Annotated in this window: 15 protein-coding genes; 6 read left to right on the top strand and 9 right to left on the bottom strand. The window is 69.2% G+C overall.

Annotation, left to right across the window (positions count from 1 at the left end):
- Window positions 1-63 precede the first annotated feature (63 nt).
- Both ACKTSN_RS28870 and ACKTSN_RS28865 read right to left on the bottom strand, forming a co-directional pair.
- Entirely contained in the window at window positions 64-1,326 is a 1,263-nt protein-coding gene (locus ACKTSN_RS28870) for an IS701 family transposase (protein ID WP_409467247.1), read from the bottom strand.
- Window positions 1,327-1,406: 80 nt separating this feature from the next.
- Window positions 1,407-2,045: a TetR/AcrR family transcriptional regulator gene (locus ACKTSN_RS28865; RefSeq protein WP_129799801.1), complete on the bottom strand. Its 639-nt coding sequence runs from the start codon at window positions 2,043-2,045 to the stop codon at window positions 1,407-1,409.
- Window positions 2,046-2,289: 244 nt separating this feature from the next.
- Here ACKTSN_RS28865 and ACKTSN_RS28860 point away from each other — a divergent pair, with 244 nt between their 5' ends.
- A complete protein-coding gene (locus ACKTSN_RS28860) occupies window positions 2,290-3,222 on the top strand; it encodes an ABC transporter permease (RefSeq protein WP_409471779.1) in 933 nt (310 codons plus the stop codon).
- On the top strand, window positions 3,215-4,078 hold the full coding sequence (locus tag ACKTSN_RS28855) for an ABC transporter ATP-binding protein (RefSeq protein WP_409471778.1): 864 nt from the start codon (window positions 3,215-3,217) through the stop codon (window positions 4,076-4,078). The genes ACKTSN_RS28860 and ACKTSN_RS28855 overlap by 8 nt, the downstream gene beginning before the upstream one ends.
- A gap of 114 nt (window positions 4,079-4,192) precedes the next feature.
- Here the strand turns inward: ACKTSN_RS28855 and ACKTSN_RS28850 are convergent, their stop codons facing one another.
- On the bottom strand, window positions 4,193-9,121 hold the full coding sequence (locus ACKTSN_RS28850; protein ID WP_409471777.1) for an NAD-glutamate dehydrogenase: 4,929 nt from the start codon (window positions 9,119-9,121) through the stop codon (window positions 4,193-4,195).
- Window positions 9,122-9,703: 582 nt separating this feature from the next.
- Here ACKTSN_RS28850 and ACKTSN_RS28845 point away from each other — a divergent pair.
- A complete protein-coding gene (locus tag ACKTSN_RS28845; RefSeq protein ID WP_409471776.1) occupies window positions 9,704-10,270 on the top strand; it encodes a DJ-1/PfpI family protein in 567 nt (188 codons plus the stop codon).
- A gap of 103 nt (window positions 10,271-10,373) precedes the next feature.
- Here ACKTSN_RS28845 and ACKTSN_RS28840 read toward each other — a convergent pair whose 3' ends face one another.
- Both ACKTSN_RS28840 and ACKTSN_RS28835 read right to left on the bottom strand, forming a co-directional pair.
- Window positions 10,374-11,039 (bottom strand): HAD family hydrolase, encoded by a 666-nt coding sequence (locus tag ACKTSN_RS28840; protein ID WP_409471775.1) that lies wholly within the window; start codon window positions 11,037-11,039, stop codon window positions 10,374-10,376.
- 93 nt (window positions 11,040-11,132) lie between these two features.
- Window positions 11,133-11,648 (bottom strand): DUF6912 family protein, encoded by a 516-nt coding sequence (locus ACKTSN_RS28835; RefSeq protein WP_409471774.1) that lies wholly within the window; start codon window positions 11,646-11,648, stop codon window positions 11,133-11,135.
- Window positions 11,649-11,961: 313 nt separating this feature from the next.
- On the opposite strand from ACKTSN_RS28835, the gene ACKTSN_RS28830 reads away from it, so the two are divergent.
- Window positions 11,962-12,603: an Rv3235 family protein gene (locus tag ACKTSN_RS28830; protein WP_409471773.1), complete on the top strand. Its 642-nt coding sequence runs from the start codon at window positions 11,962-11,964 to the stop codon at window positions 12,601-12,603.
- Window positions 12,604-12,686: 83 nt separating this feature from the next.
- Here ACKTSN_RS28830 and secA read toward each other — a convergent pair whose 3' ends face one another.
- Window positions 12,687-15,494 carry a preprotein translocase subunit SecA gene (gene secA / locus ACKTSN_RS28825; RefSeq protein WP_409471772.1) on the bottom strand — a complete coding sequence of 936 codons (2,808 nt, stop codon included), beginning with the start codon at window positions 15,492-15,494 and terminating at the stop codon, window positions 12,687-12,689.
- Between the two features lie 304 nt (window positions 15,495-15,798).
- Between secA and ACKTSN_RS28820 the strand changes: the two genes are divergently transcribed.
- A complete protein-coding gene (locus tag ACKTSN_RS28820) occupies window positions 15,799-16,368 on the top strand; it encodes a GNAT family N-acetyltransferase (protein ID WP_409471771.1) in 570 nt (189 codons plus the stop codon).
- A 221-nt stretch (window positions 16,369-16,589) separates the two neighbouring features.
- Window positions 16,590-17,786: a winged helix-turn-helix domain-containing protein gene (locus ACKTSN_RS28815; protein WP_409471770.1), complete on the top strand. Its 1,197-nt coding sequence runs from the start codon at window positions 16,590-16,592 to the stop codon at window positions 17,784-17,786.
- A gap of 12 nt (window positions 17,787-17,798) precedes the next feature.
- Here ACKTSN_RS28815 and ACKTSN_RS28810 read toward each other — a convergent pair whose 3' ends face one another.
- The 3 genes from ACKTSN_RS28810 to ACKTSN_RS28800 all read right to left on the bottom strand — a co-directional run bounded on the left by ACKTSN_RS28810 (window position 17,799) and on the right by ACKTSN_RS28800 (window position 20,719).
- Window positions 17,799-18,545, bottom strand: a complete 747-nt coding sequence (locus ACKTSN_RS28810; protein ID WP_409471769.1) for a response regulator — start codon at window positions 18,543-18,545, stop codon at window positions 17,799-17,801.
- Window positions 18,546-18,751: 206 nt separating this feature from the next.
- Window positions 18,752-19,444 (bottom strand): ribosome hibernation-promoting factor, HPF/YfiA family, encoded by a 693-nt coding sequence (hpf, locus tag ACKTSN_RS28805; protein ID WP_409471768.1) that lies wholly within the window; start codon window positions 19,442-19,444, stop codon window positions 18,752-18,754.
- Window positions 19,445-19,759: 315 nt separating this feature from the next.
- Complete coding sequence (locus ACKTSN_RS28800; protein WP_409471767.1) at window positions 19,760-20,719, bottom strand: ComF family protein; 960 nt, start codon at window positions 20,717-20,719, stop codon at window positions 19,760-19,762.
- Window positions 20,720-20,793: the final 74 nt, after the last annotated feature.

The following is a 20,793-nucleotide window of genomic DNA, read 5'->3' as shown; positions in this document are numbered from 1 at the left end:
TCGAGCAGGCGCCGGTCCAGGTGGCCAGGAGGGCCTGGAGTTCGCGGAGGACCGCGTAGAGGGTCAGGCCGGCGCAGGGGCTTTTGGGTCGAGCCTGAGCATGGTGCAGAAGGCCTGGGCGAGGGACGCGAGGGTGACGTGGCGGTGCCAGCCGAGGTAGTTGCGGCCCTCGAAGTGGTCCAGGCCCAGACCGTCCTTGAGCTCGCGGTAGTCGTGCTCAACTCGCCATCGGATCTTGGCGATTCGTACCAGTTCGCGCAGTGGGGTGTCGGCGGGAAGCGTCGAGAGCCAGTAGTCGGTTGGCTCGGCGGAGTCGGGTGGCCACTCGACGAGCAGCCAGCAGTCGGGCAGGGAGCCGTCGGCGGCGCGGCGGATGGTGCGGTTGGCCGGTCGGACCCGCAGGGCCAGGAACTGCGAGCGCATCTCGGCGTTCGGGTTGCGTCTGGTGGCCTTGCTGCCCTGGCGCCAGGTGACGGTGCGGGTGGCCGCTCGGCCGACGGCCAGGGCCAGGGCGCGCAGGGTGGTGTGCGGTTGGGGGTAGGCGGACACGGGAGGGCGGCCCTGCCCGGAGTACGGCGGGCGTTGGGGTGTGGCATTGCCGGGGTGCGCGGTCGTGGTGGCTTTGACCGCGACCGCGTAGGTCAGGCCGCGCTCGGTCAGGCCCTCGCGAAAGCCGGTGGCGTCGCCGTATCCGGCGTCGGCGGCGACCGGAAGGTCGGGCAACTCCCAGTTGTCGCGCACCTCGTCGAGCATGTCCAGCGCCAGGCGCCACTTCTCCCGGTGCCGCTCGGTGTCCGGGATTCCCGCCTTGGCGCGGCGGCGCCGGATCGCCTCGGCCATCAGCGCGTCCTCGCCGTACTTGGTGTCGTCCCAGCTCTCGGGCAGGAACAGGCGCCAGTCGACAGCCGATGACGCACGGTCACTGACCAGGTTCACACTGACGCCGACCTGGCAGTTGCCGCGCTTACCCAGGGCGCCGCAGTACATCCGCGCCACCCCCGGTGAGTCGTAGCCGTCCTTGGGGAAGCCGACATCATCGATCGCGTACGCCTCGGGAGAAATGTGCGCGGCAGCCCAACGGGCCAGCCGCTCACGGACCTTGGAGTAGTCCCAGGTGGACGATGAGACGAACTGCTGCAGCTGCTGGTGGTCCACGCCCAGGCGCTCGGCCATCGGCTGCATGGACTTGCGCTTGCCGTCCAGCATCAGCCCGCGCAGATACAGCTCGCCCTTGGCCCGCTGGTCCCGACGCGCCAGCGAACCGAGCATCTCCGCCGCGAACGCCTCCAGGCGCGGGCGGACCGTCTCCATCTCCTCAGGTGTCACACCTGACAGAACATCACAATCTACCTGACGATGATCAATCGGGGTACCTAACAAAGCCCTACTAGGTCTACTGTCTCCGGTCACAGCGCCTTGACCGCTGCCGCGGTCGCCCGGGCCAGGGACGCCAGGTATCCCTTGGGCAGCTTCGGGCTGCGGATCACCACCGATCGCCAGTACAGCGGCCCCGAGATCAGGTCGAGAGCGAGCTCCTCGTCGACGCCATCGCGGAGCTCTCCGCGCTGCTCCGCCGCCGCCACGATCTTGCTGGCGACCCCCTCCTGCCCCTCCCGCAGGGCCTTCTGCAGGGCCTCGGCGATCTCCGGGTTGCGGGCCGCCTCCGCCTGGAGGTCGGGGATGATCTGCGAGGCCACCGGGTGCCGCAGCGCACGGGACGTCACCTCGTACAGCAGCCGCAGATCGCCCTCCAGCGAGCCCGTGTCCGGCGCGGGCAGGCCCTGCACCGCTATCGCCGAGACGACATCGAGCACCAGGTGCAGCTTGGAGCGCCACCGGCGGTACACCGCGGTCTTGCCGACGCCGGCCCGGCGGGCGATCCCCTCGATCGACATCCGCGCATAGCCGACGGCGGCGAGCTCCTCGAACACGGCTGCCCGGATGGCTTCCGTCACGTCCTCGCGGAGTACGGCCGCTCCTGCGGGGGTCCGGCGGCGCGGACGCGTCTGGGGCCCGTCGGCGTTCGTCGTCATGCGGACCAGCATAGGGCGTTACGACGAAACGGTTGCGTTCTGACGCTGGTGACGTCACGACGATACGGTCCCGTCCTGACGGATACGGTTCGACGAAACGGTTGCGTTCTGACGCCCACTGGCCATACGCTCACGTTGCGACGATACGGTCCCGTCCCGACGTAAGTAAACGTGCAGAGACGCGTAAGAAAACGCCGGAAGACACACACCCCGACCGCACGCACGCATCCCCCACCCCCGACCGAAAGCAGCGGATGTGAGCCAGGTCCTCGACACACCGCCCCTGAAGACGGCCCCCACCCCGGCGGCCCCGGCCGACGACGACCTCGCGGCCCTCGCCGCCCGCCACGGCCTCTCGGTCAGCGGCGCCCGCCCGTCCCTGCCCCAGTACGTCCGCCAGCTGTGGGCCCGCCGCCACTTCATCGCTGCGTTCTCGACGGCCAAGCTCACCGCCCAGTACAGCCAGGCGAAGCTGGGCCAGGCCTGGCAGGTGATGACCCCGCTGCTGAACGCGGCCGTCTACTACCTGATCTTCGGCGTGCTGCTGCAGACCAAGAAGGGCGTGCCGGACTACGTGCCGTTCCTGGTCACGGGCGTGTTCATCTGGACGTTCACCCAGAGCTCGATCCTCGCCGGCACCCGCGCGATCTCCGGCAACCTCGGCCTCGTCCGCGCCCTGCACTTCCCGCGCGCCGCGCTGCCGATCTCCTTCTGCCTCCAGCAGCTCCAGCAGTTGCTGTTCTCGATGGCGGCCCTGGTCGTCATCCTGCTCTTCTTCGGCGTGCCGGCCGCCGCCTCCTGGGTGCTGGCGATCCCGGCCCTGGCACTGCAGTTCACCTTCAACGCGGGCGTCTCGATGATCCTGGCCAGGCTCGGGGCGAAGACGCCGGACCTGGCACAGTTGATGCCGTTCGTGCTGCGGACGTGGATGTACGCCTCCGGCGTGATGTTCAGCATCGACCACATCCTCAGCCGTCACACCGATCTTCCGTCCTGGGTGGGCACCGTGCTCCAGGCCAACCCCGCCGCCGTCTACATCGACCTGATGCGGTTCGCGCTGATCGACAGCTTCCATGCGAGCCAGCTGCCCCCGCACGTCTGGCTGATGGCGACGGGCTGGGCGCTGCTCGCCGGAGTCGGCGGCTTCATCTACTTCTGGAAGGCTGAGGAGACCTACGGCCGTGGCTGAGCACACCAACGGGAACACGCCCGACCTGACCCCCACCGTCATCGCCGACCACGTCGACATCGTCTACCGCGTCAATGGCACGGGCGCCGGCCGGGGCTCCGCGACTGCCGCCCTCAACCGCATCCTGCGCCGCAAGCAGACCGAGAAGGCGGCTGGCGTGCGCACGGTGCACGCGGTCCGGGACGTCTCCTTCGTCGCGTACAAGGGCGAGGCGATCGGCCTGATCGGAACCAACGGATCCGGCAAGTCGACCCTGCTCAAGGCGGTCGCCGGCCTCCTCCCCGTGGAGAACGGCCGGATCTACACGGGCGGCCAGCCCTCCCTCCTCGGCGTCAACGCGGCCCTGATGAACGACCTGACGGGTGAGCGCAACGTCCACCTCGGCGGCCTCGCCATGGGCATGTCCCGCGAGCAGGTCAAGGAGCGCTACCAGGAGATCGTCGACTTCTCCGGCATCAACGAGAAGGGCGACTTCATCACCCTCCCGATGCGCACCTACTCCTCCGGCATGGCCGCCCGCCTGCGCTTCTCCATCGCCGCCGCCAAGGACCACGACGTCCTGCTCATCGACGAGGCCCTCGCCACCGGCGACCGCAAGTTCCAGAAGCGCTCCGAGGAACGGATCCGTGAACTGCGCAAGGAAGCCGGCACGGTGTTTCTGGTCAGCCACAGCAACAAGTCCATCCGCGACACCTGCGACCGTGTCCTGTGGCTGGAACGCGGCGAGCTGCGCATGGACGGCCCCACCGAGGACGTCATGAAGGAGTACGAGGCCTTCACCGGGGACGCCAAGCCGAAGCCGAAGCCGAAGGCCGCAGCCAAGCCGGCGCAGCCGACGGTCGCCCAGCCTTCCTGACGTCGCGACGGCCACCGACGTAAGACAGCGGGGCGCCCCGAGCCGTTCAGGCCCGGGGCGCCCCGCTGTCTTACGTACCGACGCCGGACGTCGGATGCGTACCTCGACTGCCGACTACGAGTGACTCCGCAGCAGCGTCCGCATCGTGCGCATCGCCACCGACAGGTTCGCCAGGTCGAAGGACTCCGAGCTCTTGATCTCCTCCAGGGTGGCGCGGGCGCGGCCGAGGATCGCCGCGTTCTTCTGCTCCCAGACCTTGAAGCGCTGCTCGGGGGTCGAGGCCCCGTTGCCCACCGCGAGGACGTCGGCCGTGACGGCCGCATGGGCCGCGTACAGGTCTTCGCGGATGGCCGCGCGGGCCATGGACTGCCAGCGGTCGGCGCGGGGCAGCTCGATGATGCGGTCCATGAGCTGGGTGATGCCGAGGCGGTCGGCGAGGTCGTAGTAGACATCCGCGACGTCCATCGGGTCCCGGCCCATACGGTCGGCCACCAGCACGATGTCCAGCGCCGGGAAGGCGGAGGAGAACCCGGCCACCCGAGTGGCGAGTTCGTCCGGCACGCCGGAGCCGGTCAGCTCCTCGTAGATCTTCTGCCACCACTCCAGGTCCGCGCCGCGCAACAGCTTGGGCAGCTGCGACCAGACCTGCTCGACGCGGTCGGCGAAGAAGGTGACGGTCTCGGCGAGCTGGAGCGGCTGCGGCCGGTTGTTGAGCAGCCAGCGGGTGCCGCGCTCCACCTGTCGGCGCGAGTGCAGCCGGATCCGGGTCTGGACGGCGGCCTCGACCTTGTTGTCCAGCGCCTCGACGGCGTCCCACACCGCCGCCGAGCGGAAGATCGTGCGGGCCGCGGTCTGCGCCCGGACGATCTCCTCCAGCGACGCGCCGGTTTCCTCGCGCAAGCGGTGCAGGTACGTCGTACCACCGGTGTTGACCGTGTCGTTGACCAGCACGGTCGTGGTGATCTCGCGGCGCAGCGGGTGGCTGTCGATGTGCTCGGGGAACTTCTCGCGCAGCGCGGTCGGGAAGTACGCGTAGAGCAGCCCGCGCAGGTACGGGTCGTCGGGCAGCGAGGTGTGCAGCAGCTCCTCGGCGACCGTGATCTTCGTGTACGCCAGCAGGACGGCCGTCTCCGGACCGGTCAGCCCCTGGCCCTGGCCGAGCCGCTCGCGGATCTGGCGGTCGGTGGGCAGGAACTCCAACGCCCGGTCGAGGTGGCCCTCGCGCACCAGGTGGCGCATGAAGCGCTGCTGGGCGTGGAGCATGTCCTTGGACTGGGCGAGCGCGTTGGCGATCGCCGTGTTCTGCGCGTAGTTGTTGCGCAGGACCAGACGGCCGACCTCGTCGGTCATGTCGGCGAGCAGCCTGTTGCGCTGCTTGACGGTCATGTCGCCGTCCGCGACCAGGCTGTTGAGCAGGATCTTGATGTTCACCTCGTGGTCGGAGGTGTCCACGCCTGCGCTGTTGTCGATCGCATCCGTGTTGATCTTGCCGCCGTGCAGAGCGAACTCGATCCGGCCGAGCTGGGTCAGGCCCAGGTTGCCGCCCTCGCCGACGACCTTGACGCGCAGGTCGGCGCCGTCGACGCGGATCGGGTCGTTGGCCTTGTCACCGACATCCGCGTGAGACTCGGTCGAGGCCTTCACGTACGTACCGATGCCGCCGTTCCACAGCAGGTCCACCGGCGCCTTGAGGATGGCCTTCATCAGCTCGGCCGGGGTCATCTTGGTGACCTTGCCCTCGATGCCGAGGGCGGCGCGGATGTGCGCGTTGACCGGGATCGCCTTGGCGCTGCGGGGGAAGACGCCGCCACCGGCCGAAAGCAGCTCGGTGTTGTAGTCCTCCCAGCTGGAGCGCGGCAGCTCGAACAGCCGGCGCCGCTCGGCACAGGAGGTGGCCGCGTCCGGGTTCGGGTCGATGAAGATGTGCCGGTGGTCGAAGGCGGCGACCAGACGGATGTGCTCGCTGAGGAGCATGCCGTTGCCGAACACGTCACCGGACATGTCACCGATGCCGACCACCGTGAAGTCCTCGACCTGGGTGTTCACACCCAGCTCCCGGAAGTGCCGCTTGACGGACTCCCAGGCGCCGCGGGCGGTGATGCCCATCGCCTTGTGGTCGTAGCCCGCGGAGCCGCCGGAGGCGAAGGCGTCGCCGAGCCAGAAGTTGTACTGCTCCGCGACGCCGTTGGCGATGTCGGAGAAGGTGGCGGTGCCCTTGTCGGCCGCGACCACGAGGTACGTGTCGTCCTCGTCGTGCCGTACGACGTCGGCGGGCGGGACGACCTCACCGGCCACCATGTTGTCGGTGATGTCGAGCAGCGCCGAGATGAACGTCTTGTAGCTGGCGATGCCCTCCGCCATCCACGCGTCCCGGTCCACGGACGGATCCGGCAGCTGCTTGGCGACGAAGCCGCCCTTGGCGCCGACCGGCACGATGACGGTGTTCTTCACCATCTGCGCCTTGACCAGGCCGAGGATCTCCGTACGGAAGTCCTCCCGGCGGTCCGACCAGCGCAGACCACCCCGGGCGACCTTGCCGAACCTGAGGTGCACACCTTCGACGCGCGGCGAGTACACCCAGATCTCGTACGCCGGACGCGGCGCCGGCAGGTCCGGGATGGCCTGCGGGTCGAACTTCATGGACACGTACTCGTGCGGCCGGCCGCCCCACGTCTCCTGGAAGAAGTTCGTGCGCAGGGTCGCCTTGATGACCGTGAGGAAGGACCGCAGGATCCGGTCCTCGTCGAGCGAGGCCACCTGGTCCAGGGCCGCGTCGAGCTCCTCGAGCAGAGCGTCGACGATCTCGCGCCCGGCGCGCTGCCGGTCCGGCGACATCCGCGCCTCGAACAGGGAGACGAGCAGCCGGGTGGTGTGGACATTGTTTCGGAGGGTGTCCTCCATGTAGTCCTGGCTGAACGTCGAACCCGCCTGGCGCAGGTACTTGGCGTACGCCCGCAGCACCATCGCCTGCCGCCAGCTCAGCCCGGCGCTCAGCACGAGGGCGTTGAAGCCGTCGTTCTCCGCCTTGCCGGTCCAGGTGGCGGCGAAGGCCTCCTGGAACCGCTCGCGGGCGTCGTCGCCGAGGTAGTCGCCGCCGGTCTGCGCCTTGGGCATGCGCAGACCGAAGTCGTAGATCCAGGAGACGCTGCGGTCTGAGCCGCGCAGTTCGTACGGCCGCTCGTCCACCACCTCGACGCCGAGCCGGTTGAGGACCGGCAGGACGGCGGACAGGGAGACGGCCTCGCCCTTGCGGTAGATCTTGAAGCGGCGCTCGTCGAGGGCGGCGCCCACCGGCTCGTACAGGCTGAGCGCGAAGTCGTTGTCCTCCTCGAGCCGTTCGATCTGGCCGAGGTCGGCGACCGCCGCGCGCGGGTTGTGGTCGGCCTTGTAGCCCTCCGGGAAGGCGTTGCCGTAGCGGCGCAGCAGTTCGGCGGCGCGCTCCTCGCCGAACTCGGCGTTCAGCGCATCGGCGAATCCGTCCGCCCAGGAGCGCGCGGCCTCGACGAGGCGGGCCTCGATACGTTCCTTGTCGGCGTCGGACAGCTGCGGCAGCTCGGTGCCCTGCGGGACCCGGACCACGAAGTGCAGCCGGGAGAGGATCGACTCGGTGTTCCAGGCGGTGAAGTCGACGCTGATGCCGCCGAGTTCCTCCTTCAGGATGTCGATGATCCTGAGTCGGACGCCCGTGGTGTAGCGGTCGCGGGGCAGATAGACCAGGGCCGAGTAGTAGCGGCCGTACTCGTCCTGGCGCAGGTAGAGCCGCAGCCGCCGCCGCTCCTGGAGGTAGAGGACCGAGGTGACGATGGACTGCAGCTCGTCGACCGGTGTCTGGAACAGCTCGTCACGCGGATACGTCTCGAGGATCTGGAGCAGATCACGTCCGTCGTGACTGTTGGGCGAGAACCCGGCGCGCTTGAGCACCTCGTCGACCTTGCGCCGGATGACGGGAACCCGGCGGACGGACTCGGTGTAGGCGGCGGAGGAGAACAGTCCCAGGAAGCGCCGCTCACCGACGACATTGCCCTGCTCGTCGAACTTCTTGACGCCGATGTAGTCCAGGTACGACGGCCGGTGCACGGTGGCCCGGCTGTTCGCCTTGGTCAGTACGAGGAGCTTGTGCTCGCGGGCCTTGGCGCGGGCATCGGCCGGCAGCCGCTCGAAGGACGGGCTGACCGGGTGGTCCTCGCCGGTCTCGTGGTGCGGGTCGGCCCGCAGTATGCCGAGACCGGTGCCGGGCACCGCGGCGAGGGAGTCGTCGTCGCGCAGCTCGTACTCGCGGTAGCCGAGGAACGTGAAGTGATCGGCGGCCAGCCAGCGCAGCAGCTCACGGGCCTCCTCGATCTCCTGCTCGGGCAGGTCACCGGCGATGGGCTCCTCGGGCAGGCCCTCGGCGATCCGCAGCGCCCCGTCCCGCATCTTGCCCCAGTCCTCGACGGCCTCGCGGACGTCGGACAGGACACGCAGCAGATCGGCGGTGATCTGCTTCAGGTCGGAGCGGTCGGTCTCGCGGTCGATCTCGACGTGGATCCAGGACTCAATGTGCGCGTCGTGCGGGAGGTCGCCGGTGGGCGGCGTGGTGAGCACCTCGTTGAGCTTGCCGGTGACATCGCGGCGCACCACCATCTGCGGGTGGATGACGACGTGGATGCCGCGTCCCTGGCGCGTCAGCTCGTTGGTGACGGAGTCGACCAGGAACGGCATGTCGTCGGTGACGACCTCGACGACGGAGTGGCTGCACGTCCAGCCGTTCTCCTCGACCGTCGGGGTGTGCACGCGCACGTTGGCCGTGCCCTGGGGGCGGTTTTCGGCCAGCCGGTAGTGGGAGTAGGCGGCTCCGAAGATGTCGACCGGGTCGCGGTCGGTGAGGTCCTCCGGGGCGGTGTGCAAGTAGTAGCGCTGGAGGAACGTGAGCACGGCCGCCCGGTCGGGGATGCCGTGTTCCGTCGTCCCAGTCGGTAGGTGCCCCCCGACCGGGCTGTGCTCAGCTACCCGGGCGGCCCGATCGAGCAGCTCGGCCTTGGCTTCGTCCAGCTTGGTCTGCATTGTCCTCTGGCTCCTGTCGCGCGCCGTTGCGTGACGTAGAAGGAAGTACGGTCTCTGCCCTTCCGACGCGACGCCGTGACGCGGGGTGTCCGGTCCGTTCCGACGCTATGCCGCAAGGTGAGATGAGCGGGGGGTTATCAGCCATTTCCAACGCAATCGAGGCATGTGACGCTGCTCTCCACAACGTCTGCGCCCCCAGTGTGCGCATCACCGTGGAGCCCTTCGGGGCCCCGACCCGCCCGCGAAGACCAGCGACCACTGCCCGGACACGGATGTCGTCCGTGCTCTCCGGGCGCAGAGCAGGGACACCAAGGCCCCCGCGAACTATCGCGCTGATCACGCCACAAGGCTATCGCTCATTACCGGGGGCCCGTCATGAGCCGTATGTGTACAAAACCGGGACCGGAACTTTGACAGTCTGCACAGGGACAAGCGCACCCAGCTGCGCCGGGCTGCGCGCCCCGCAACCCCACCTCGCCCGGAAACCGGCGCGTACCCTTGGCAACCCCCCGCCCCCGGAGGCACCTTGCCCCTGAACGCCCCACGCAGCCGGAAGCCACCCACGAAGGGCAGCCCACCGCCATGACCACCAAGATCCTCATCGTCACCGGCGACGCAGCAGAGTCCCTCGAAGTCCTCTATCCCTACCAACGCCTCCGCGAAGAAAACTACGACGTCCACATCGCAGCCCCCACCCGCAAGAAACTGCAATTCGTCGTCCACGACTTCGAACCCGGCTTCGACACCTACACCGAAAAGCCCGGCTACACCTGGCCCGCCGACCTCGCCTTCTCGGAGGTCGACCCCGGCCAGTACGCCGCCGTGGTCATCCCCGGCGGCCGCGCCCCGGAGTACCTCCGCAACGACCCCGAACTCCGCAAGATCCTCAAGTCCTTCTTCGACGCCGACAAACCCGTCGCCCAGATCTGCCACGGCCCCCTGCTCACCGCCGCGATCGACGGCCTCCGCGGCCGCCGCGTCACGGCGTACCCCGCGCTGGAACTCGACATGCAGGCCGCCGGCGCCACCTTCCAGGACGCCGAGGCAGTGATCGACGGCACCCTGGTCTCCTCACGCGCCTGGCCGGACCACTCCGCCTGGATGCGCGAGTTCCTCAAGGTGCTGCGCGCCAAGGCCCCGGCAACCTGAGCCCCGCACACCAGCAACGCCCCGGCGCCGCGCCGCCGAGCTGCGGGCAGTCGTGCCGGTAGGGCGGTTCGCGCAGCCCTACCGGCACCAACGCCCGCACCCCTCAGGCCGCCAGCTCCTCCGCCACCGCGACCGCCTCCCCGAGCGAGTCCACCACCGGCACGCCCGCTTCCTCCAGGCTGGCCCGGCTGTGCGAGCCCCCGGTGTAGAGCACGGCCCGCGCTCCCACGTGCCGCGCGGCCACCACGTCATCCGCGGCGTCGCCGATCACCACGGTCCGACCGGGCTCCACCCCGGCGAGCGCCGCGAGGTGCCGCACCATGTGCTCGGCCTTGCTGCCCCCGGAGGGCCCGGTCCGCCCGTCGACGCGTATGAAGTGCGTCTCGATCCCGAACCCTCGTACCAGCGGGACGAGTTCGTCATGGACGTACATGCTGAGGATCGACTGGCTGCGCCCCGCCGACTGCCACTCCGCCAGCAGCTCGATCGCCCCCTCGGTCAGCCCGCACCTAACCCGGTGCTCCGCGTAGTACCGGTGGAAGGTCGCATCCATGACCTCCCACTCGGCATCGGTGGGCAGCCGCCCCAGCAGCCGCTCGTAGAACTTCGGCACCGGCACGCAGTACAGCGCCCGGTACTGCTCCATCGTGATCGGTTCCAGCCCCAACTCGGCGAACGCCGCGTTCGTCGCCCCGATGATCGCGTCATTGTCGTGGAACAGCGTGCCGTTCCAGTCCCAGACAATGTGCTCAGCTCCGTGCTTCCCCATGCCCAAAAACGTTACCCGCCACCACTGACAATCAAGAGATTCCCAGGTCAGCCTGGCATCAAGCAGCCGTGAGCAGTCGTGCCACGGCGAGCGTCAGTCCTGCGAGCCGACCAGGTTGGGGATCTCCTGCGTCGCGTACCACAGCAACTCGTGGTCCTCGGCCCCGTCCACGACGAACTGCGCGTCGTCGTCCCCGCCGTCCGCCGCCTGAAGCGCCTCGGCGGCTGCGGCGACATCCGGCTCCGCCTCGTCCGAGTCGACATGCACCGAGGCCGCCTTGGCCAGCGGTACGGCGCCGACGATCCGCACCTCGCCGAGCGCGGCCGGGTCGGGCCCCCGTCCTGGGTCGGCGGCCGCCTGTCCGTCAGGTACGTCGATGGCGACCACCACTCGCCGCCGGGGTGCCCCCGGGTCCGCGGCGAGCAGCCGCAGCGAGGCCAGCGCGGCCCGGCTCAGCGCCGCGTACTCCAACTCCTCGATGTCGTCGGAGAGGTACCACTCACGCAAGGCCGGCGTGACGGCGTAGGCGACGAGCGGCCCCGCGCCGACCTCGCCCGTCTTGTACGCCTCGGCGAGACCGGAGAGGGTCAGGGGGACGTAGACGCGCATGGTTGGCCGCTTTCGTGGTCGGAGGGCCCCCACAAGGCCCCGGTGAGAGCCTTCAGGATACGTGTGGGGTCCCCTTTCGAGTCCCTGCCCGCGCCCCGCAGGGCGTCCACTCGACGCCGGAAAGTCACCCGGTGCACCCCGCTCCCCACGGGCTCCCGCCCCCGCTCCTCACCCGGATAGGTGAACATTCCGGCCACCCCCGTCCCCGCCCTCACTTGTTTGCCCGCCATCGACCAGGGCCCGTACAAGATCCCCAACAGCAAGTTACTGCCCGGTACGCACCGCGCGCCGAGCCCACCGAACGGGGACCCCCATGAACAAGGTCATGACCAGGACGCCACAGCACCACCCCGGCACCCGTCCCCCAACCCGCCGCGACTCCCGCCGCCCCGGCAGCAACCCACCCCGCACTCCAGGCGCGGGCCCCTCCCGTACGACCCCAACGGGCACCCGCCCCGCCACCACATCCACCACGCCCCCAGCCACCCAACGCCCCCTCACCGCCCCCGCCCCGAGCCCCGCCGCCGCCCCACGGCCCCTCCGCACCCCATCCACGCCCCAAGCCCCCGCCCCACCCCGCAGCGCCTCCCACACCCGAAGGCCGGTCGTCCCACAGCCCCGCCCCACCGACCTCTTCGCCGATCGGCTGCTGCTCGTCCTGAGTGGGCAACGCCCCGTCCACGCCATGCTCCGGCACACCGCCGGCCCCGCCTACGACGAGCTGGCCCGCCTCGCTGAACGCGGCCCCCTGCGCACCCGCGGCCCGCGCCCCGTCGTCCGCGACGTCGGCTACTACGAACCCCGCCCGGGCGCCATCGAGGCCTTCGCCCGTATCGGCGCGGGCGACCGCCTGCGTGCCATGGCGTTCCGCCTGGAGCTGGGCCGAGACCACCGCTGGCGCTGCACGGCCGTGGAACTGGGCGGCCCTCGCACACGCACCGCCGTCGGCAACTGACCACTACGTAACCCACTCACGCCGAAGGGCCGGGCACCCTCAGGTGACCCGGCCCTTCCGCCGCTACGACGCCTCAGGCGCCGTCACTTCTTGCGGCGCCGCCCGCCCTTGGCCTGCTTGCGACGCTCCGCGCGCGTGAGGCCGTCGGCCGCGGACCGCACCGGCTCCTCCTCGCTGAAGTCGCCCTCGATGGTGCCGCCCTCGCCGTCCACGGTCGGCGCGGTGAAGTGCAGGTTCCGCCGCTGCGGGGCCTCCAGGCCCTTGGCGCGGATCTCGGGGCGCGCCCCCGCCTGCGCGGGCACCGCGTCCTGCTTCTCCAGGGTCGGCTTGGCGTCCTCGACGGGCACCTCCTCGACCTGCTGCTCGACCTGGACCTCCAGGTTGAACAGGTAGCCGACGGACTCCTCCTTGATGCCCTCCATCATGGCGGTGAACATGTCGAAGCCCTCCCGCTGGTACTCGACCAGCGGGTCCTTCTGCGCCATCGCGCGCAGGCCGATGCCCTCCTGGAGGTAGTCCATCTCGTAGAGGTGCTCGCGCCACTTGCGGTCCAGGACCGACAGCACGACCCGGCGCTCCAGCTCACGCATGATCTCGGAGCCGAGCTGCGCCTCACGGGCCTCGTACTGCTCGTGGATGTCGTCCTTGATGGACTCGGCGATGAAGTCGGCGGTGAGCCCGGCCCGGTCGCCGGCCGCCTCCTCCAGCTCCCCGATGGTGACCTTCACCGGGTAGAGCTGCTTGAAGGCGCCCCACAGCCGGTCCAGGTCCCACTCCTCGGCGAAGCCCTCGGCGGTCTCCGCGGCGACGTAGGCGTCGATCGTGTCGTCCATGAAGTGCTGCACCTGCTCGTGCAGGTCCTCGCCCTCCAGGACGCGGCGCCGCTCGCCGTAGATGACCTCACGCTGCCGGTTGAGGACCTCGTCGTACTTCAGGACGTTCTTACGGGTCTCGAAGTTCTGCTGCTCGACCTGCGACTGGGCGGACGCGATCGCGCGCGTGACCATCTTGTTCTCGATCGGCACGTCGTCCGGGACGTTCGCCATCGCCATCACGCGCTCGACCATCTGCGCCTTGAACAGCCGCATCAGGTCGTCGCCGAGGGAGAGGTAGAAGCGGGACTCGCCGGGGTCGCCCTGACGGCCGGAACGACCGCGCAGCTGGTTGTCGATACGACGCGACTCGTGTCGCTCGGTGCCCAGCACGTAGAGGCCGCCGAGGCTCTTGACCTCCTCGAACTCCGCCTGCACCGCCTTCTCGGCCCGCTCCAGGGCGGCGGGAAGCGCGGCGGCCCACTCCTCGATGTGCTCCTCGGGGTCGAGGCCACGCTGGCGCAGCTCGGCCTCCGCGAGGTCGTCGGGGTTGCCGCCGAGCTTGATGTCCGTACCACGGCCGGCCATGTTCGTCGCCACGGTCACGGCGCCCTTGCGGCCGGCCTGGGCGACGATCTGCGCCTCCCGGTCGTGCTGCTTGGCGTTGAGCACCTCGTGCTGGATGCCGCGCTTGCTGAGCTGCTGCGAGAGGTACTCGGACTTCTCGACCGAGGTCGTACCGACCAGGATCGGCTGGCCCTGGCCGTGCTTCTCGGCGATGTCGTCGACGACCGCGTCGAACTTCGCGACCTCGGTGCGGTAGATCAGGTCCGACTGGTCCTTGCGGATCATCGGCTTGTTGGTCGGGATCGGCACCACACCGAGCTTGTAGATCTGGTGGAACTCGGCGGCCTCGGTCATCGCCGTACCGGTCATGCCGGAGAGCTTGTTGTAGAGGCGGAAGAAGTTCTGCAGGGTGATCGTGGCGAGCGTCTGGTTCTCGTCCTTGATCGGCACCCCTTCCTTCGCCTCGATCGCCTGGTGCATGCCCTCGTTGTAGCGACGGCCGGCGAGGATACGGCCGGTGTGCTCGTCGACGATCATGACCTCGCCGTCGATGACGACGTAGTCCTTGTCCTTCTTGAAGAGCTCCTTGGCCTTGATGGCGTTGTTCAGGTAGCCCACCAGCGGCGTGTTCACCGACTCGTAGAGGTTGTCGATGCCCAGCCAGTCCTCGACCTTGCTGACACCGGCCTCATGGATGGCGACCGTGCGCTTCTTCTCGTCGACGTCGTAGTCGCCGGTCTCCTCGATGCCCTTGAGCGGCTGGCCGGCCTCACCGCGCTTGAGACGGGTGACGAGCTTGGCGAAGTCGCCGTACCACTTGGTGGCCTGGTCGGCCGGGCCCGAGATGATCAGCGGTGTACGGGCCTCGTCGATGAGGATGGAGTCGACCTCGTCGACGATGGCGAAGTTGTGCCCGCGTTGGACGAGCTCCTCCTTCGACCACGCCATGTTGTCGCGCAGGTAGTCGAAGCCGAACTCGTTGTTCGTGCCGTAGGTGATGTCGCACGCGTACTGCTCGCGGCGCTGGGCCGGCGTCATGTTGGCCAGGATGCAGCCGACGCTCAGGCCCAGGAACTTGTGGACGCGGCCCATCATCTCGGAGTCGCGCTCGGCCAGGTAGTCGTTGACCGTGATGAGGTGGACGCCGTCACCGGACAGGGCGTTCAGATACGCGGGCAGCGTGCCCACGAGGGTCTTGCCCTCACCGGTCTTCATCTCGGCGACGTAGCCGAGGTGGAGGGCGGCGCCGCCCATCATCTGCACGTCGTAGTGCCGCTGGCCGAGGACGCGCTTGGCGGCCTCGCGCACAGTGGCGAAGGCCTCGGGCAGCAGGTCGTCCAGGCTCTCACCGTCGGCGTAGCGCTGCTTGTACTCATCGGTGAGGGCCCGCAGCTCGGCGTCGGAGAGGTCGACGAAGTCCTCTTCGATGGAGTTGACCTGGTCCGCGATACGGTGCAGCTTGCGCAGGATCTTGCCTTCGCCTGCACGCATGATCTTCGAGAGGACGGACACGGGGCTTGGTCTCCTTGCCGGTCGGGCCTGGGACGGTCGGTTTTCCTTCGACGTACTGAGCAACGGCCATCGTATGCGAGGACCCGGCCGCGCCGGGAGGCCTGCCGGGCGACGACAGTCCACTGCTGCACATCGACGTCGTATCCGACGTCAGACCTGCCTTCAATTCTGTCTTCACACGGAACAACGGCCGGGAGTCCCGGATAGTGCCGCGACCCGCCCACGAATTGCGCGAATCGTGATCACGTGGTCACACGCAGCGAAATGCATGGCATTGTCATGCCCTCCCGAGCAGAATCGGCCGATGGAGCCCGTCACCATCCCCACCGCCCGCCTCCTCCTGCGCACGGTCGGCCAGGACGACACGGACGCCGTCTTCGCCGCCTGCCAGGATCCCGTCATCCAGCGCTGGACCACGATCCCGTCGCCCTACCTCCATGAACATGCCCAGAGCTTCACGGAGCACCTGGTCCCCGACGGCTGGGCGACCGGCTCGATGTTCACCTTCGGAGTCTTCCTCAGCCAGGGGGAACTGGCAGGAATGCTCGGCATCACCATGCGTTCCCTCGGCGTGGGCGAGCTCGGCTTCTGGGCGACCGAACGCCACCGCGGCAACGGCTACATGACCGAGGCCACCCTCGCCGCCGCCCGCTGGGCTTTCACCCACCAGTCGATCGACCGCCTGGAATGGCGCGCCGAAGTGGGCAACACCGCCTCCCGCGCGGTCGCCGAACGCACCGGCTTCACCATCGAGGGCACGCTGCGCGCCGCGCTCAACAACAACGGGGTACGACGGGACTGCTGGGTGGGTTCCCTCCTGCCCTCGGACCTGGGGCTGCCGTCGACGGCGCCCTACCTGCCGCCCCGCCAGTAAGTCCGCGGGCATTCGTGCCTCCCCCAGTGCCTTAAGGGCCTGGGGCCCCAGGGCGATGGGGGTCCCCTCGCTCGAGCGAAGCCGAGGGTGGGGGAGGGCGGGCGCGGGCGGCACCCCGTCGCGCCGGGCTGCGCACCCCCTCGCTCGGCCACACAGGGCCCCGGTTCACGAATCCCCAGCTCACCCCGCATTGTCAGACCCACCGCCTATCGTTCGACGGCATGACGACCCCGCGCCCCACGGACCTCACCGCAGACGAAGCCCGCCGCATCGCCCTGCGCGCCCAGGGCCTCCTCGGCACCCCCAACCGCAAGGTCGGCGTCCGCGGCATACTCCGCCACCTCGGCGCAGTCCAACTCGACACCATCTCTGTCCTCGCCCGCTCCCACGAGCTCATCCCGTACGCCCGCCTCGGCGCCGTGGGCCGCAGAACCGTCGAGAACGCCTACTGGACGACTGCATCCATCGGCGCGCCTTCGGCACAACCCCACGCCTTCGAATACTGGTCCCACGCCGCCTGCATCCTCCCCATCGAGGAGTGGCCCCACTTCGCCTTCCGCCGCCGCGCCTACCGCAACCGCCCTCACTGGAACCACGAACTCCCGGACGGTGCCTACGACCAGGTCATCAAGCAACTCCGCGCGGAGGGCCCCCTCACGGCCACGCAGCTGGGCGGCGCGAAGCGCACCAGCGAGTGGTGGGACTGGTCCGGCGCCAAGGTCGCCGTCGAACGGGCCCTGATGTACGGCGAGGTGGTCTGCGTTGAGCGCCGCGGCTGGAAGCGGATCTACGACCTCGCCGAACGCGCGATCCCCGACGCCCTGCTGCACGACGAGCTCGACGACACCGAATGCCTGCGCCGTCTGGTCCGGCTCGCCGGCCAATCCCTCGGTGTCGGCACCCGCGCGGACATCGCCGACTACCACCGTCTCAAGGGCGAGCAGGTCGACGCGGTGATCGCCGATTCGGGCCTGGTGCCGGTCACGGTCGAGGGCTGGGGAAAGCCTGCCTGGGCGGACCCGGCGGCCTTGGAGACACCCCCACGCGGCCGCCACCGCACCACACTCCTGTCCCCCTTCGATTCGCTGATCTGGGAACGGGCGCGCACGGAGCGGATCTTCGGCTTCACCCACCGTCTGGAGGCCTACGTCCCCAAGCAGAAGCGGGTGTACGGCTACTTCGCGATGCCGGTGCTGGCCGGCGGCCGTCTCGTCGGCCGTGTGGACCCCGCCCGCGAGGGCCGCACCCTGGTGGCCAAGCAGGTCACGCTGGACGGCCCGAAGGCTGTTCCGGCGGTGGCCCAGGCCCTGATCGAGGCGGCGAGCTGGGTGGACTGCACAAACGTACGCGTGGAACGGGTGGACGCCCCGGAACTGCACGCCCCGCTCACCACGGAACTCGCCCGCGCCCTGGCCTGAAGCCCGGCCCGGTCACCGGATTTCGAGAATCTTCTCCCGCATCGCGTACACCACCGCTTCCATCCTGGAGTGCAGCTGCAGCTTCTCCAGGATGTTGCGCACATGGTTCTTCACGGTGTTCTCGGAGATGAACAGTTCCTTGGCGATGTCCCGGTTGTTCATACCCGTGGCGACGAGCTTGAGCACTTCCAGCTCCCGGTCGGTGAGCCGCGGCGCGGGCACCAGTCGGCGTTCGTCCGTCCGCTGGATCATCGATTTGAACTCGGTGAGCAGTTTCGACGCCATGGAGGGGCTGATCTGCGACTGCCCGTCGGCCACCGCGCGAATGGCCGTGGCCACCTCGTCTGTGGAGATCTCCTTGAGGAGATAACCCGTCGCGCCCGCCTTGATGGCGTCGTAGAGATCTGCTTCCTCGTCGCTGATCGTCAGCATGATGATCTTGGCGCTGGGTGCCACCTCCTTGATGGAGGTGCACGCCTCGATTCCGCCCCGCTTCGGCATCCGTACGTCCATCAGGACGATGTCGGGCAGCAGGTCGGCGGCTTTCTCCACCGCCTCGGCCCCGTCGCCCGCCTCCCCGACGACCTGGATGTCCTCCTCGGCCGCGAGCACGATCTCCAGGCCACGGCGGAACAGGGCATGGTCGTCCACGACCAGAACCTGGATCGGCTCCTTGCGTGGAGAGCCCGCGTCCGGCCCCATGCCGACGACACCGTCGTCGGCGTCCCCGTCCTGCATTGGTCCGAAGCTGTCCGCCATCGTTCCTCCCCCTGAAGGCTGTGGCCCGTGGTCCTGTGCCATCGCCAACCCAAGGCAACGGCCCACCGGTTGGGCCGTTGCCGCCATGATTTCATGCCCGGACGACACTCCGGTGACCGAGCGGCGGACGAAGTGGTCGCGCACCGGTGCCCCTGGGGGCGCACCCGCACTCCAGGGGCACCGGATCAGCTGTCGTCCGGTTGTGGTCAGCCGCCCAGCGGGCCACCCGCTTCAGGAGCGGGCGCCTGGGTGACCATCGTGTCCGTTTCGAGGTGGATCACGCCGTAGTCGTACGCATGCCGTCGGTAGACAACGCTGGGTGCCTTGGTCTCGGAGTCGACGAACAGATAGAAGTCGTGCCCCACCAGCTCCATCTCGTAGAGAGCCTGGTCAAGGGTCATGGGGGCGGCGACGTGGGTCTTCTCACGGACCACCAGGGGGCCTTCACCCTGCACCTCCAGCGAGCCGATCCTCTTGGTGGGCACCCCGCCCGGCTCCTCCGCCTGGAAGGCGCCGCCGTTGCCGTTGAGCGTGGCCACGCCCGGAACGTGGTCGGGGACCTCGGCTGCCGTGAGCCGGCGCACACCCCGGCGCGTGTGACGCTTGTCGTGCTGCCTGCGCAGCCGGGCTTCCAGCTTCTCTGCCGCCATGTCGAGTGCCGCGTACGGATCGCTGGCCGCTGCCTCCGCCCGGATCACCGGACCGCGAGAGCGGAGCGTGATCTCCACTCGGTCGCTGCGGTCCGCCTGTCGGGGATTGGGCTCCTTGGACACCTCGACGTCGAGGCTGATCACCTTGCCATCGAGCTTCTGGATCTTGTCCAGCTTCAGCTTCTCGGCCACGTGCTTGCGGAACCGCTCGGGCACCTCGGTCTTGCGGCCCTTGACGACGATGTCCACGCAGAACTCCGTTCCCGGATCGCTCCGCTCCAGTGGCGGAGCATCTCCCTTGTGCACCCGGTCCCGGGGAACCCCGGAACCTCGGACTCGGTGACGTCCACCTCCTCCTCCCCCATGGGCAAGATCTCCACCCAGCCGGCCCGGGTGATTGCGGAATACCCGCGGCACGGCATTCAGATTTGCGAGGTGTGGCCTGCGGCTTTCCCTCACAACCGAACATATCTCGCCCGGACGGATGTCGTCACCCTCTACTGCCGCGTACCTCCGTTCAGGTGAATACCCCCTCTCACTACCTGCAACGATGCAAGATCGCAGTCAGTTCCGGTTCATTTCGAAAGAATCCGGCGTTGCCGCGACCACAGCCGCGCAGATCACCTCGCCGGCACCGGCCGGCCTCGTCATTCCCGGGACGACACGGCCCAGGTCCGTACTCCCGTCCATTGATCCCGTCATCCGTTCCCCTGTCCTTTCCCGATTGCCTCTCCCGTACACGACCGTCTCCACATCTGCGCGTATCACGGACGCCACACGTCCGTGAGCGACCGCCCTGTCCGCCACCGCCGCCCGCACGGCACGCGCAGCCTCCGCGAGGGAGGACCCGGTGGTCATCAAGTCGTCCACCAGCACCACCGGACCGCCGCCCAGCAGCCCTGTACCACCGGCCGCCACCTGGAGAGCACCGGCGAGGTTCTCCAGCCGCTGCCGGGAGGTGAGCTCGGACTGGTCAGCGACGGCCCGCCGTTGCCGCAGTACGGTGAGCACCCGTGTGGGTGTCCCCGTTTGCCGCAGCTCGGCAGCCGCCGCGAGCGCGATCCGGCGCGCCGGATCATGCCCTCGCTTCCGCACGGCTCCTCGGCCGGACGGTACGGGAACGAGCAACACCGTCCCATCGACAGCACCGCGCCGCATCCCGGCCGAGCCCGCCGCAACCCCCGCACGCCCCGACGCCGCACCGCCCACCGCCGTCCGGCCCTCCCGCGCGTCCCGAAGCCCCGTCCGCACCGCCCCGGCCAGAGCGACGCCGAGCGGCCCGGCGAGGGTCAGCGCGCCCCGCTCCTTGTGGGCCAACAACACCGCCCGTACCTCGTCCGCGTACCGAGCGGCCGCGTACACCACCGGCAGCCCGGGCGGCTCCGGCGCCGGTCGCACCCGGCACGGTGCGGCCCCACTCAGGGCGGCACGGCACTCCGGGCAGAGCACCGTGCGAGGCCTTCCGCAGCCTCCGCACTCGGCCGGCAGCACCAGGTCGCTGAGGTCCTGCCACCACCCCCGCATGCCCACCACTGTGCCAACGCCCGCGCCGAGCGGCCACCCCTGTGGACAACTGCCTGTGGATAACTCCCCGTCGC

This window comes from Streptomyces flavusporus (genome assembly GCF_046267975.1).
In the GTDB taxonomy this organism is placed as follows: Bacteria; Actinomycetota; Actinomycetes; order Streptomycetales; family Streptomycetaceae; genus Streptomyces; species Streptomyces flavusporus.
Note: the sequence above shows the minus strand (reverse complement) of the source record. Positions and strands in the feature narration are given on the sequence as shown.